The sequence below is a fragment of the Acinetobacter sp. ANC_7654 genome, from assembly GCF_056779855.1.
This window is the reverse complement of sequence record NZ_JBWYIR010000009.1, coordinates 142,635-157,684: the sequence shown is the minus strand read 5'-3', so window position 1 is coordinate 157,684 and position 15,050 is coordinate 142,635. Positions and strand designations below refer to the sequence as shown.

10 protein-coding genes are annotated in these 15,050 nt (G+C 39.1%); 2 read left to right on the top strand and 8 right to left on the bottom strand.

Translation table 11 applies throughout. The features are described 5' to 3' along the window. On the top strand, nucleotides 1–743 hold a 743-nt coding region (locus tag AC1M86_RS11060), incomplete at its 5' end, for a DUF2345 domain-containing protein (protein ID WP_481607949.1). Beyond that, entirely contained in the window at nucleotides 736–3,702 is a 2,967-nt protein-coding gene (locus tag AC1M86_RS11055) for a hypothetical protein (protein ID WP_481587141.1), read from the top strand. The genes AC1M86_RS11060 and AC1M86_RS11055, both read left to right, overlap by 8 nt. 50 nt (nucleotides 3,703–3,752) lie before the next feature. On the opposite strand, the gene AC1M86_RS11050 is transcribed toward AC1M86_RS11055, so the two are convergent. From AC1M86_RS11050 to AC1M86_RS11015, 8 genes are all read right to left on the bottom strand, one after another. Then, nucleotides 3,753–4,784 (bottom strand): formylglycine-generating enzyme family protein, encoded by a 1,032-nt coding sequence (locus AC1M86_RS11050; protein WP_481587142.1) that lies wholly within the window; start codon nucleotides 4,782–4,784, stop codon nucleotides 3,753–3,755. Nucleotides 4,785–4,959: 175 nt separating this feature from the next. Beyond that, complete coding sequence (locus tag AC1M86_RS11045) at nucleotides 4,960–6,375, bottom strand: efflux transporter outer membrane subunit (protein WP_481587143.1); 1,416 nt, start codon at nucleotides 6,373–6,375, stop codon at nucleotides 4,960–4,962. Between the two features lie 12 nt (nucleotides 6,376–6,387). Then, the gene (locus AC1M86_RS11040) at nucleotides 6,388–8,364 is read right to left on the bottom strand and encodes a MacB family efflux pump subunit (RefSeq protein ID WP_035270153.1); all 1,977 of its coding nucleotides are present in this window, start codon (nucleotides 8,362–8,364) and stop codon (nucleotides 6,388–6,390) included. 2 nt (nucleotides 8,365–8,366) lie between these two features. Further along, the gene (locus tag AC1M86_RS11035) at nucleotides 8,367–9,719 is read right to left on the bottom strand and encodes a MacA family efflux pump subunit (protein ID WP_035270155.1); all 1,353 of its coding nucleotides are present in this window, start codon (nucleotides 9,717–9,719) and stop codon (nucleotides 8,367–8,369) included. Nucleotides 9,720–9,842: 123 nt separating this feature from the next. Continuing rightward, nucleotides 9,843–10,829: a DNA polymerase III subunit delta gene (gene holA / locus AC1M86_RS11030; protein WP_035270157.1), complete on the bottom strand. Its 987-nt coding sequence runs from the start codon at nucleotides 10,827–10,829 to the stop codon at nucleotides 9,843–9,845. 6 nt (nucleotides 10,830–10,835) lie between these two features. Beyond that, the gene (locus AC1M86_RS11025) at nucleotides 10,836–11,399 is read right to left on the bottom strand and encodes an LPS-assembly lipoprotein LptE (RefSeq protein WP_035270158.1); all 564 of its coding nucleotides are present in this window, start codon (nucleotides 11,397–11,399) and stop codon (nucleotides 10,836–10,838) included. Between the two features lie 243 nt (nucleotides 11,400–11,642). Continuing rightward, nucleotides 11,643–14,264, bottom strand: coding sequence for a leucine--tRNA ligase (leuS, locus tag AC1M86_RS11020; protein ID WP_481607948.1), 2,622 nt, complete (start codon nucleotides 14,262–14,264; stop codon nucleotides 11,643–11,645). Nucleotides 14,265–14,386: 122 nt separating this feature from the next. After that, a complete protein-coding gene (locus tag AC1M86_RS11015) occupies nucleotides 14,387–14,746 on the bottom strand; it encodes a DUF4124 domain-containing protein (RefSeq protein ID WP_481597929.1) in 360 nt (119 codons plus the stop codon). Between the last annotated feature and the right edge of the window lie 304 nt (nucleotides 14,747–15,050).

Genomic DNA, 15,050 nt, shown 5'->3' with positions numbered 1-15,050 from the left:
GCTATCTCAAGAACTTAGAGAGCGAAGACCAAAGCAAAGCCGCAGCTTTCAAACAAGCGATCATGCTCTTGGCTTCACCAAGTTCAATTGCAATAGAAAGTAACGAAGACATCCACCTCAGTGCAGATGGGCAGATCAACCAGATTGCACAAGGAAGCGTTAACACCAGCACCCAAGACAGCATCCTCAGTCATGCCAGTAAAAAGATCAGCTTATTTGCCGCTCAAGAAGGAGCACGACTGTATGCAGGGAAAGGCAAGATCGAGATTCAAGCTCAAGGGGATGGTGCTGATCTGATTGCCAGAAAGGGTGTGCAGATTATTTCCACGGAAGATACGATTTATATCACCAGTCCGAATGAAATTAATCTAACTGCAGGCGGCTCTCAAGTGAAACTAAATAGTTCTGGGATATTACCAACCACGGGCGGGAAGTTTGAAGCGAAGGCGGGGCAACATAAGTTTATTGGAGGTGAGAAAGTCAATACACGACAGCCTGAATTAGCTTTACTACCTGATTATTATCTAACCTATATTGCAAAAAATGCCGTAGGTAAACCTATAAAAAATCGTAAGTATGTAATTACTTTGCCAAGTGGTGAGGAAATAGCAGGTAAAACTAATGATCAGGGTAGAACGAAAAAAATTGTTACAAAAGGACCACAGCAAGTGTCTATTACACTTGAGGATTTACCAGAAGAAAATAATAGCTATCAAATCTTAAGAGAAAATACAAATGAGTAAAATAAGATTAAAATTATTTATTAAAGAGTTACCGACTGGTAAGGTTACAAATATTTCAAATACAAATTATATAATTACTAAATATGATCAGAGTATAAATGATTTTGAAAAAGAAAAACAAAATTCTATTTTTGGTATACCTACACTAGCTAATATTGAGAAAGCTGAACATAATGTTAAAGAGTTTAATAAATATATATTAGATCAAAAAATAAAATTAGGTAACCCAAAAAATATATTTCCTGATAGAAAAGAGATTATTTCTCATTATAAAAGTAGATCTTCAAAGACAAATAATGATGGCTATACAGAAATTATTGATTTACCCATAGGTAAGTATGCAATATGGTTATCACGAAATGGTCAAACTAATAAGATTTCACGGATTAAACAAAACTCTGATATTTTATTGCATGGTTTTGAAATCACTAAAAATGTTAATTCATTAATAAGTTTAGATATTCAAGTGAAGCAGTACTATTGCTATAAGCTTATCGATGCAAATACTCAAAAACCATTATCAAATGTAGAATTTGATTTATATACATTGGAAAATAACAAACCTAAAAAAATTTCTAGAAGTGATATAAAAATTAAAAAGACAAATATTAAGGGGTTAACTCCTGTTATTTATACCATTAAAGGTGAGGTGATTTTTGTAAAATTTAAAAAGGGGGAGATTGAAAAACAAGTGGAATTAGATTCGATTACGCCATATTTTTCATTTTCAACAAATAATTATCAAACTATAAAATGGCCTGCTGTTAAAGCTCAAACTGAAAAACCTGCTGATACAAAAGCAAATTTGCAACAATCTACAAAATTACCGTTTCTATTTGATTTGTTAAACTGTGAAGTATGTGTTTTAGATCCTCAAAATTTTGCAAAGTTTGAGAAAGAAAGTTCGGAATTGGAGACTGTTATATATAATTCAGTCGAGCTTAAAGAAAGAAGAGCTTTATTGCTAGAGAACCGTGAAGCAAATCAAGCAGAGATTGCGAAATTAGATAAAGAGATAGATGAAGTAGATAAAAAAATACAAACTCATTTAAATACAAATTATAAAGCCAAAAATGATTTGGTGGAATTATTTGTTGCTACGTCGCATTCCGTTAAAGATTCTAATCGAGTTCAATCGGGCTTTAAACGCAAATATCTGAGAATGTCTCGTTACCAAAAATACAAGCTTGAACGTCTTAACAAAGCTAATTTTAAAATAGATAAATTGACCCAAGGACTTCAAGATTCTGTTAAGAATAAGAAAATCACGCCAGAATTACAAAAGGCTGGATTTGAAGAACTTAAGAAAGTGAATTTAGATCTGGTTAAATATGAATGGTTTAAAAAAGATGGGTATGCAGATTGGCCAAATGGTGTAGGTGGCGCTTTCTATGAGAATATTCAACATTCCGATTCGTTTGATACAACTAGGGATGCGCAATGGTTAAGAGCAGTAGGTGGCGCATCTGCATCAGGTAGTGCTAATTGGAATCCTCTAAAAGGAGAGATTGGAGTTAAAGTTAATGCAACTGCACAAGGAAAGCTTGTACTAGTTGAAAAAGCCTTCAAAGCTAATTTATGTATTCCCAGTCGAGCAGGATTTAGTCTTAAATATAGAGATATTTATTTGGGAGCGATGAGATCTATAATTAGTGGTGAAGTAAGTGCCTTTGTAGGTGCTAAGGCTGCTTTGGGAATTGGTCTTAATTTAGGTTTCAGTTTAGCAGGTGAACCTGAGCTTTCTGCAGATGGGAACATAGAGCATAATTCAAGTTCATTATCAGAAAACTATGATAATAGGAATAAACGCCCGACTTTTGTTGTTGCTAAAGAAGGGGAAGAAGTTAAATCACAGAAAGGTGTGAATGCTAATGCTAAAGCAGGAATAGATGTATTTGCTGGTGCAGAGGGAGGGATAAAAGTTGGAGTAGGCCTAGAATGGCTGTCACCAGAATCCAAAAAATTTGAAAATATTGCGTCTGTAACACCAAAATTAACTGGTCAGATTGGTGGTGGCGCAGGATATAATTTTGAAATTTATTTTAGAGATGGGCAATTTCGAGTTAAAGCTAAAGCCTCACTTTGTGCAGGCGTTGGAGCTAAAGGGGAAATTGAACTAACTGTCGGTGCAAATACGTTAGTTCAATTCAATAAATGTTTAAATTATCAACTAATTCAAAATGGGACTAAATTATTACCTTATATTGCTGAAGATGCATTTACTTATTGGAAGGAAATTCAGCTGGTAACAATTATTGAGGGTATAAAACTTGCGTACCATACAGTTGAACAAATTGAAGAAATGTATATCACTTTATCTAATAAGTTCAAAAAATCGAGAGAGATAAAAGAACTTGCTATAAGAATTAATAATAGTTCTAACTTTTTACTTTATGCGACACCTGAAGCAAAAGGTATTTTGTTATTTGCATTAATGAATGACGAGACTTTTTCAAATCTATTCGATCGGCCAAAAATAGACGTAAATAATATAGAACTGCATTTCATGCCTGAGCGGAAAAAAGCGATTATAACAATTTTTAAATCTATTGTGACTAAATCAGCTTGGGATAATACATTGCAACATATGACTCCTAATGGTGCGAAGTCTAAAGAGTCAATTGCTTGGATGGAGTCTCGAGTTATCTTCTTTCTCAATAATGGTAGAATGTTAGCCAACCAGTATGAGGTAAATGATGCAATTAGTGAAGGTCGATCATGTATATCCCCACCAAAAACAGGCAATTCACTCTTAGATGAGTATATTCGACTCAGATGCTCGTTAATAGAAAAATATCCATTAGGTGCAGCAATTGTAACTCTAGATAGCCCAGAATATAACTTAATTGCTTTTGAAAGTGATAATTCTGGTAGTGACAATGATTTACTAATAGCTTCAGATATAGAAATGTTTGATGATTTAGAAAATGATAATCCTCATCAATCTTATAACGCTTAATTTCATGAGATTCTAAATTTAAATTAGGAAATTAGAATCTCATTAAAAATTTAAGCTGTGCATCTAAATGAAAAAGATTTACTTGCATCGCGGATTTTACCATCAGTGCCTTCACTTACAGCTTTAGGATCAGCTTTTTTCCTAACTATGTTGATACCCTCTCCATGTTTTGCATTATCACCTCCTTGAGCCGCTGAACTTCTTACAGATTTAAATTGTCCAAATTTAGGTCCTTTAGGGTTATTTATCTCGGATGTTTTATAATAATCTTCATCATACCAATCGAGGACCCATTCTTTATTATTAGTGACCATATCATAGAAACCTAAAGGATTAGGTGGAGTTTCTCCTAATACAGGCAGGTGACTAAAGTTATGATATCCATATTTCTCACCAATTTCTCTATATTGAGAAAAGCTGAAAACATTAACGCCATTTTCTATATTGCCATTGTTGGTTGCATAGGCAACATATTGCCCTTTATTACGAGCTGCATATTCCCATTGTGCTTCAGTTGGCAAATTCATTTTTTTCCCTATTTGTTTACCTAACCATATACAATAATTTTGACTTTGTTGCCAATTGGCACCAGCTGGCAATTTATCGAATACTGCTTTAGGATAATCGTCTAAATATTCTGGATGAGTAATGTTATTTGCATCTAGATAAATTAAAAAATCAGCTAATGTAATTTTATTATTAGTCATTTCAAATGAATCAAGTATTACCTTGTGAGGAGGCTTATTATCATCATCAGGAGTAAAAGGTAGTTTTTGTTCGTGAGGATCTAAAGTATTTCCTTTTGGATTTTTTAAAGCTGCACTATTTGGAACAGTTTTTTCAAGTTCAGGAGTAACAAGTCCGAAGTCTCCCATGAGATATTCGCCACCTTCAACAAAAATCATATTCTTTTTAGTTTTTTCAACTAGCTGATCAATTCTCTTTTGTAAAACAGGGTCTTGTTTAGAACTTACAGAATGTTTTGATGTTGGCTCTGAAATTGCTGATTCAGTCTTAGATTTTGCACAAGCAGTCAGAGCAATTGTAGAACATAAAAGAGCAACTAAATTTTGTTTGATCATCTTATTATTCAGCAAATTAAAGAAATTATATTAGATATCATAATAAAAGTATAAAAATAGAGAAAGTTCGGTTTTGTAATATTGTGATGATCAAATTTTTGGTATTTGTAGTTTGAAAGACAACTTGAAAATAGATCAGTTTAAAAAAAGCCCTTGCGGGCTTTTTTACTTGAAATCACGGTAACTGCTGAATCGGACTGCCACCCAATGCTTGCAGTAACATCACATAAGCATTGTACTGAGTCTGTTTGGCTTGAACCAAACTCAAACGTGCTTCACGAGTAGTGCGCTGGGCATCGATCAAGTTCTTCAGCGCAATCGCACCATTCTTATAACGCACTTGCGTGAGTTGTTCCGTTTTCTCAGCGAGTTGAACATTACGTTCTTGTAAAGCGACTTGTTTGTCTATTTCATTGCGTGCAGATAACGCATTTTCAACATCGGCAAAAGCTTTGTATAAGGTCTGACGGTATTGAATAATTGACTTTTCATAATCCAATTCGTTCACACGTAAATCACGTTTCATGTCATTCCATTGCAAGAAGGGTAGTGTAAGACCCGCACCCAATATTGCCGCAGGATTCGACAGAACATTGCTGAGCGAAGTGCTTGAGCCTCCAGTAGCTATACTACCCGTTAAATTAATCGAAGGGTAATAACTGGCTTTATTCGCATCTTTATTGGCAAGTGCTTTGCGTAAACGTAACTCGGCTGCTTGCAAATCAGGACGGCGCGATAAAAGCTCAGCTGGTAAGCCCGATTGAATTTGCGGTAGGGCAGAGTGTGGTAAACGCTGTGGCTCCGAGATATTCAACTGTTGCACAGGTTGATTGAGCAATACCGCAAGAGCAGTTCGAGTTTCAACTTTTTGCTGTTCGATCTGACTTAACGTAGCTTTTTGACTTTGAACAGCTTGTTCAGCTGATGTTAAATCAAGACCTGATACCGCCCCAGCTCGATACTGGGTTTGCACTAATTCATAAGTTTTCTGCGTACTCGCCAAATTTTGTTGAGCCACAGATAGGCGTTCGTTGAGATATCCCAATTGCCAATACAATTGTGCAGTTGTCGCAATCAGGCTTTGTGCAGTGGCTTGTAAATCTTGCTCAGTCGCAAGCGCTTCCCATCGAGAGGCTTCAGTTTGATTGGCCAATTTACCGAACAAGTCTAGCTCATAGCTTAAGCCAGGATAGTTCAGTGAAATACCATTTGAAGAATCGCCATCACCATCTAAACTAAAGCGATGACCGACCGATGCACCTGCATTGCCAATACGCACACCTTGCTGACTTTCAGATTGCTTGGCTTGAATGCGTGCTTGTTGCAAATTAATCCCAGCAACAGCTAAATCAGTATTACGGGCAATTACTTGTTCAACCAATTGGTTGAGCTGTGCATCACCAAATAATGTCCACCATTGATCATGAAAAGCCTGTTGGTGGATATTTTGGCTGAGTTGCTGGCTGTTTTGAAAGCCCTGTGGAATATTGACTGCAGGAGCTTGATAAGGCGTTTTCACTACAGCCGCACAGCCGACTAAAGAGCCTGTTAATGCTAAGGTCATGAACAGTTTATGAAGTTGATTACGCATAGTTATACCTTATTATTCTCTTGACAGTGCATCGACAGGATTTAAACGAGCAGCATTTCGTGCTGGGATAAAACCGAATACGATCCCGATTAAACTTGAACAAACGAATGCAGCTATTATTGATGTGGTTGAATACGCCATTTGGAACGTGCCACCAGCAAAGTGTGTAATCAGTTGACCAATTCCCAGTGACAACAACACCCCAAGGATACCGCCTAAAATACAGACCAATACGGCTTCAATCAGGAATTGTTGCAAAATATCGCTTTGTCGAGCACCCACGGCCATTCGTACACCAATTTCTTGCGTTCGTTCAGTGACAGACACCAACATAATGTTCATGACACCGATACCACCAACGACCAAAGAAATCACAGCAATCGCAGAAATAAGTAAAGTCATTGTAGCGGTAGTTTGCTGGATGGTTTCACGAATACTGTCCGCATTTTGTGTGAAGACATCTTGAGCACCATGACGTTGAACGAGTAAATTCAAGATTGCATTTTCAGCAGCTGTGCTTGAATATTCATCTTTTACACGAACGATGATGCTTCTCACATTCGATTGTCCAAGCATTCGACTCATGACGGTTGAGTAAGGGAGATAGACATTGAGACTATCTGAATTACCCATTGCACCTTGTTGAGCATCTACAATACCAATAATACGACTAGGTACACTGCCCAATAGAATTACTTGACCAATAGGATCCGTACCATCGCTAAAGAATGTCTTTTGGGTATTGGTATCAATCACAACATCTTGGGCTTGTTCAGTAACACTATGTTTGTCAAATGGTTGACCTGATTTAAATGTTAAACCACGCACATAGAAAAAGTCTTCACTCACGCCATTGACTGTCGTGGATGCCTCTACATCTTTATATCTTCCCGTGACAGAACTATTGACTGAAGGACTTACACCATCTACGTAAGGCTGTTCCGCTAACGCATCAGCATCAGCAGGGATTAAGGTCTTAGCCTGAGAAGATCGGGAGTTATCACCAAAACCACGTCCTTGGTAGACCGTAATGGTATTGGTGCCCAAACTACTAATATTTTCTAAAATTTGTTTTTGTGATCCATTACCAAGTGCGACAACCGAAACGACAGATGCGATCCCGATAATGATTCCGAGCATGGTCAAAAAAGTACGCATTCGATGAGCATTCATGGCCAGAAGCGCCATGCGGAAAGCTTCACCTAAACGGTCTAAAGCTGACCGCCAAGACGATGTTTTCTTTTGCTCAGCACGAATCAATTCTTCACGTTCAAAGCCATCATCAATCTCAGGAACATTGGGTTCATCTGAAATAATATTACCGTCTGAAATCTCAATAATACGAGTCGCATTTTTGGCAACATTGTGATCATGAGTAACGAGAATGATGGTATGACCTTTGGCATTCAGTTCGCGTAAAATACGCATCACTTCAATACCGCTGTTTTTATCTAATGCCCCAGTAGGCTCATCGGCGAGAATAACATCACCGCCATTCATCAACGCGCGAGCAATTGAGACACGCTGTTGCTGACCGCCCGAAAGTTGGCTCGGGCGGTTTTGGGTTTTTTCACCTAGACCTAAATCGGACAAAAGCTGAACTGCACGATCATGGCGTTCAGAAGCCTCAGCGCCGGCATAGATCGCAGGGACTTCGACATTACCAGCTGCATTTAAGTCACCAAGTAAATGGTAGCGCTGGAAGATGAATCCGAAATATTCACGGCGTAATTGAGCAAGTTCATCAGGTTCTAGCTCACGTGTTTCGCGGCCCTTAACCTTGTAGCTACCATTGGTCGGTTTATCTAAACATCCTAAGATGTTCATCAGTGTTGATTTTCCTGAGCCTGATTGACCTACAATGGCAACCAATTCTCCAGGATAAATCTCAAGATTTACCCCTTTTAGAATTTGCACAGTAGATTCACCAGCAGGGAATTCACGGGTCAGGTTTTTGACCTCGAGTAGAGGTGTTCTCGTCTGACTCATAATTACATTCTCATTGGACCAGCGCCACCACGTGCGCCACGTTTAGCTGAGTCATTTGATGAATCAGAGCCATCCGCAATTACAACTTTATCGCCTAATTTTAAACCGCGTAAAACTTGTGCTGTTGCACGGTTATTTAGACCGATAAGAACAGGGGTCGGTTTGGCTGTGCCATCTGCTTGAAGTACGCGTACCATAGCCATGGAAGCTTTACCTTGATCGACTAATTTCTTTTCCTCAGCGGTTAATTCTAAACGCTTAGGACGATCAGCTGATGAACGTTCGGCACGCCCTTCACCACGAGCTTGTTCATTACGTTCTTGAGCATTGGAACCCGCATTTGCACCACGCTGGCGAGCAGGACGATTAGAGCTTTGAACAGCAGAAGATGGAATAGTCAGTGCATTCTTTACTTCATCTAACACGATATAAACTTGAGCAGTCATATCAATACGCAATTTTCCATCTTCATTAGGAACATCGAATAGAGCGTTGTAATACACAGCTGTGCTTGATGAAGATGAATTTGAGTTGTTGGTTTCTGTATTGATTGAGTTAGGTGCAGGTTCAACTTGACGCAGTGTTGCGTAATGCTTTTTCTCGCTATTACCTAAAGTAGTGAAATAAACAGTTTGACCTTCCTCAACACGCATAACATCTGCTTCAGAAATTTCAGCCTTAACCGTCATGGTGTCAAGTTTTGCTAATTTCACGATGGTTGGCGCGCTTTGATTCGCGTTCACTGTTTGACCTTCTTCAGTCACAATTGCCACAATTGTGCCATCCATCGGAGCAACGATACGGGTATAGCCTAAATCTTCTTTGGTCGTCGCCAGTGACAATCGAGATTGCTCGATTTGAGCATTCATCGCGACGATATCGGCTTGAGCAGTTTTATAACTTGCTAATGCGGACTCATATTCGGCACGAGAAGTTGCATCTTGGGCATACATGGCTTTTTGGCGATTATATTCCGCCTCAACTTTAGTCAGATTTGCTTGTTTGACTGCCAATTGAGCCAACTGATTTTTAATGCTGGCTTCAGCTGTTTTTAGATCATTTTCCTGACGAACGGAGTCGATTTGAGCAATCAGTTGACCTTGTTTGACTTGGTCGCCCAATTGCACATACATTTTTTTCACCTGACCTGAAACCTGTGCACCAACGCTAACCATTTTGGTCGCTTCTAATACACCTGTTGCAAGGACAGAGTTTTCAATATCACCACGTGTCACTTCAGCGGTAATAAACTGAGGTTGCTCATCTTTAGGTTTAAAGAAATACCAAGCTAAAGCGATAGCTGCAATCGTAATGATCGCGATGATAATCAATTTCGTTGGTTTTATTTTTTGCATGGCGATATTGAAAAATGACGGAAATTAAGCGAATTATAATGATGAAATAAGGATAAAAAGTGTATTTTTCTTAAATAAAATCAATAATCATTTTTATAGTTATAAATAGACCTTGCTCGTTAACTAAGCAAACAAGGTTTTTCCACATAATTCAGCAATGGCTTGTTGCATGAGGTGTTCTGGATTTTCATTATTTTTGCCTTTGATGGCAGCATCGATTCTTAATAGCAATTGTGGCCATGTGAGAAATTGCTTGGGATTAAGACGTCTCAAGGCTTGTTGATAAAGACTGACTTTGGTTTTCCAGATGCCGAGTTGTAATGCATTTTGTGGTTGCTCAAAAAGTTGCATCAGTAAGCGCATTTCTTTGCTTACCGTCCATAATACTAAACTGTGTGGTTCGCCAGCTTCGACTAAATATTGGTATATTTTGATCGCTTGACTTAGGTTGCCTGAAATTAATGCATCGCTTAAGTCAAAAGTGGTATAGCGTGATTGATCTTGTAAGCATTCGAGCAAATGTTGCATTTCAAGATGCTGTACATCGGGGAACGTGTCTGCCAGACGCATTAAGCTGTTTTTAGCAGCCAATAAATTATGTTCGTGGTGGACTTCGAGCCATTGCCATGCATCTTGGCTCAGTTGAATCCCAATTTTATCAGCTTCTATGCTGAGTATACGCTGACGATCTTGCGCATAAGTTGCTGTAAGAGGAACCAAGACGCCATTGGCTTCAATCGTTTGAAAAAACGCCGACTTTAAGCTACTGCTATCTTGCTTAGGCATAATGATCAACAACAAGTTGTGTTCATTATGCTGGATATAATGCTTGAGTAACTTTAACGCATTGGCATCTGGCTTAATGTTGCCATGGACCTCTACTGCGAGATTTTGTGAAAAAAGAGAAAGGCTGTTGAGTGCATTAAATACATTTTTCCAATCAGCAACGCTTTGGATGTCATAGCGTTCTCTTTCCACGTGATTGATGATCCAACTTTGACGGAAAGCATCTAAAAGATTTTGCTCAAGTAAAGGTTCTTGACCATGTAATACCCATGCACCACGTGCTTCGTTTACACGTTTTAATGCTTGTAGATAATCTAACTTCATTCTGAGTTACGGATTTTCAGAGGCAGTAGGTTCAAAAGTTTGTTGCACAGGTAACAGTACATTTGCTTCTGCTTTTGGCAGACGGTTTGCAGCAATTTGACGAGAGATCTGTTGAGCAACATCGTCAATTAAGATTTCACTGAGATATTTATTTTGTTGATCATCTGTGTTCACGGTTGCAACATTATATTGATATGTACGTGTCGCAGTTAAAGTTCGAGGTTTTGTCACCAAGTTACCTTGACGATCTTCGATTTGGAAAGTCACAGAAAGTCTGAGTAGAACTTCAATGAGTTTGCCGTTGAGCTCATGGCGAATTGGCTTATAGTCGATGATACGTAATACATATGCATCGTTGGAATTACTCAGTTGCACACCTGCAGCAGTGAGATAAACACTGAGTTTACGCTCTAAATCTGAAGTATTGGCAGGGAGTGCCAATTCAAGCTTTGTATAAGCCAGTGGCGTTGAAGTTGGATTGGTCCCTTTTAGATGAAATCCACAGCCGACCATAGTTGCGCTTAAGCCTAAAGTTAGAACAGCAATAGCTAAACGTTTGCTCAAATGCATTGTAGATCCTCTGTGTATTTCCTGAGACGCAGGATAAATTTTGAATATTCTGATTGTATGTGCAAAGCCCGTTGACTGGCAACGGGCTTTGTTTGGGAATTGTGAAATCCTTATATTCCCCTCCTTTTAAAAGAGGTGAGAAGCAATGCTTCGCAAGGGAGATTAAATCCCTCCAAACCTCCCTTTCTTGCGCTTTGATCTAAAGCTGTGCTTTATATCTTACTCAGTGAGGCTTTAAGGTTCTTAAACCACCAAATTCACTAATTTATTCGGAACAACGATTTCTTTCTTGGTTGGACCTGTTAAGAATTGTTGTACTTCAGGCAATGCTTTTGCTTGCGCCAGAATGTCATCTTTCGATGCATCGACAGGCACTTCAAGTTTGCCACGAAGCTTACCGTTCACTTGAACCACGATGGTTTGTGTATTACGTGTTAATGCAGATTCATCCACTTGAGGGAATAATGTTGCATTTAACTCGATACCAAACTGCGCCAATAACGTTTCACTTAAATGCGGTGCAAATGGTGCAAGCAAAGTTAAAAGCGTTGTAATAGATTCACGTGCAACAGCAACATCGTTGTCATCTTTCGCTTCAAACTTATTGTTCGCATTCAGAAGTTCCATCATCGCTGCAATCGCAGTGTTAAATGCATGACGACGTTCGATGTCATCACCCACTTTTTGGATGGTTTCGTGAGTCTTACGACGTAAGTCTTGAGCCGCAGTTGAAAGCGCAGCTTTATCAATCGCTGATGCAGTATTACCTTGTTCAAGGAAACCAGTTGCCAAGCGCCATACACGTTTTAAGAAGCGGTTTGCACCTTCCACACCTGCATCTGACCATTCAAGTGATTGATCAGGTGGTGCAGCGAACATCATAAATACACGTGCAGTATCTGCGCCGTATTGGTCAATAATCGCTTGTGGGTCGATACCGTTATTTTTCGATTTCGACATTTTTTCTTGACCGCCAACGATAACGTCTTGACCATCACCTTTGTATTTTGCAGATGTGATACGACCTTTTTCATCACGCTCAAGTTCGATGTCAGCAGGGTTGAACCACGTTTTTTTACCTGATTCAGATTCGCGGTAATAGGTATCAGCAAGTACCATACCTTGCGTTAACAAGTTGGTGAATGGTTCGTTACCTTGTACCACGCCTTCATCACGCATCAATTTGTGGAAGAAGCGTGCATATAACAAATGCAGAATCGCGTGTTCAACGCCACCGATGTATTGGTTTACAGGCAACCACGTTTGACCTGCTTCAGGTTTTACCATGCCGCCAGTAAAGTCTGGAGATGCATAACGTGCATAGTACCAAGATGATTCTACAAATGTATCCAGCGTATCTGTTTCACGACGTGCATCACCGTTACAGCTTGGACATTTCGTTTCATAGAACTCAGGCATCTTGTTGAGAGGGTTACCTGAACCATCAGGTACAACGTCAGTTGGAAGTACAACAGGAAGTTGATCTTCAGGAACTGGCACTTGACCACAGGTTGGGCAGTTAATCATTGGAATCGGACAACCCCAATAACGCTGACGAGATACACCCCAGTCACGTAAACGGAATTGAACTTTTACATTCGCAAGACCTTGTGGTTCTAATTTTGCAAGGAAAGCATCAAATGCACCTTGGAAGTCTAAACCGTCAAATTCGCCTGAATTGACCAATTTACCTTCTTTTGAACCGTACCATTCTTGCCATTCTTTCGCATCAAAATCATTATCATCAACGCCTTTGGCATCAATGACTTGCTTAATAATTAAGCCATACTTATTGGCAAATTCGAAGTCACGTTCATCGTGTGATGGAACCGCCATCACCGCACCTGAACCGTATGACATCAATACATAGTTTGCGATCCAAACAGGAACTTCTTCGCCTGTTACAGGGTGCTTCACAGAAAGACCTGTTGCCATGCCTTTTTTCTCAGCAGTTGCAAGGTCAGCTTCTGCCACTGAACCCATACGGCATTCTTCGATAAATGCAGCAAGTTCAGGGTTATTTTCCGCAGCTTTTAATGCCATTGGATGTTCTGCTGCAACTGCAACATAAGTCACACCCATTAATGTATCGGCACGTGTGGTAAAGACTGTTAAACCATCTGCATAAACGTCTGGGTTCGCTGAAGGGAAGGTGATTTCCATCCCTTGTGAGCGACCAATCCAGTTACGTTGCATCGTAAGGACTTGTTGTGGCCAACCGTCTTTGAGTGTGTCTAAATCGTCAAGTAATTCTTGCGCATAGTCAGTGATGCGGAAGTAGTACATTGGAATATCACGTTTTTCAACCAAGGCACCTGAACGCCAACCACGACCATTTTCTACTTGTTCATTTGCAAGTACAGTTTGGTCTACAGGGTCCCAGTTCACTGTTGAAAGCTTACGATAAATTAAGCCTTTTTTATAAAGCTGAACGAATAACCATTGTTCCCAACGATAATATTCTGGTGTACACGTTGCAAATTCACGATCCCAATCAACCGCAAGACCTAATTTTTTAAGCTGATTACGCATGTAATCGATATTTTCAAAGGTCCATTTTGCCGGTGCAACTTGGTGTGCAATCGCAGCATTTTCAGCAGGTAAACCAAACGCATCCCAACCCATTGGTTGTAATACAGTTTCACCTTTTAAACGGTGGAAGCGGCTGATCACGTCACCAATCGTGTAGTTACGTACATGACCCATATGCAGTTTGCCACTTGGGTAAGGGAACATCGAGAGGATATATCGACGTGGACCTTCTACAGTGTCGGCAACTTTAAAGGCTTTGCGAGATTCCCAGTTCTGTTGAACTTGGGGCTCAATCGCACTGGCTTGGTATTCAGAGTCAATGTGAGTAGTCATATACGTAATACAAGAGAACGGTTAAAAAATTTAGCGCACAGCATAGCGCAAAACGCACCTAAAAGTGAATTTTACAGACTGAAAATGGATGCAAAACTTAAATTAAGATCAAAAAGACAATTTCACTCATTTGAAACTTGAGTTTCGCTTAATGGAGCAGCATTTGTGTTTTGTGACTCAGTATTTGAAGCACCGTTTGTGTGCTGTTGCGTTGGTATCGTTTGAGTCTGTGAGGTTTGAGGAGCTTCGCTCGGGTTTGTATTGGTATTGACTGAGGTTGTTGGTGCTTTCCAACCATATGTTTCAACTTTACCTTTCTTTTTTGCTGATTTTGGTGGCGGGGTAGTGGTGTAGTGGGTTGAACCATTTTGATCGACCCATTTGTAATATTCTTTTGCCTGCACCATAGATGAATAAATAGAAACGAAAACAACCGTTGATGCTAAACAAGAAAGTTTTAAAGATGATGCTAGTGAATTCATGACTTCACCTATAAAGAAATATGAGGGGAGTGAGTTCTTTTACACGTTTATATCGCAGCATTTTGCTGGATACTGATGAAGATTAATTGGTTTTATTTTAATCAAAAAAATCATTTTGCGTATAAATTGTTTTATATAAATATTAAAAATAAGTGTTTGAAATTTTTTTTATAAATCATCCAACCAAAAGTTATCGTTTGAAAAATAATCGGTTGGTAAATAAACAATAAAAAGGTTTCGGCAAACCTTGACTTTGGTCGTGAAAAAACTAAAAATGCTGCTCTAGTTTTATATGTTTTGTTCG

Coding starts and splice junctions, on each gene's coding strand:
- AC1M86_RS11055 (WP_481587141.1), top strand. CDS start 736: ATGAGTAAAATAAGATTAAAATTATTTATTAAAGAGTTACCGACTGGT.
- AC1M86_RS11050 (WP_481587142.1), bottom strand. CDS start 4,784: ATGATCAAACAAAATTTAGTTGCTCTTTTATGTTCTACAATTGCTCTG.
- AC1M86_RS11045 (WP_481587143.1), bottom strand. CDS start 6,375: ATGCGTAATCAACTTCATAAACTGTTCATGACCTTAGCATTAACAGGC.
- AC1M86_RS11040 (WP_035270153.1), bottom strand. CDS start 8,364: ATGAGTCAGACGAGAACACCTCTACTCGAGGTCAAAAACCTGACCCGT.
- AC1M86_RS11035 (WP_035270155.1), bottom strand. CDS start 9,719: ATGCAAAAAATAAAACCAACGAAATTGATTATCATCGCGATCATTACG.
- holA (WP_035270157.1), bottom strand. CDS start 10,829: ATGAAGTTAGATTATCTACAAGCATTAAAACGTGTAAACGAAGCACGT.
- AC1M86_RS11025 (WP_035270158.1), bottom strand. CDS start 11,399: ATGCATTTGAGCAAACGTTTAGCTATTGCTGTTCTAACTTTAGGCTTA.
- leuS (WP_481607948.1), bottom strand. CDS start 14,264: ATGACTACTCACATTGACTCTGAATACCAAGCCAGTGCGATTGAGCCC.
- AC1M86_RS11015 (WP_481597929.1), bottom strand. CDS start 14,746: ATGAATTCACTAGCATCATCTTTAAAACTTTCTTGTTTAGCATCAACG.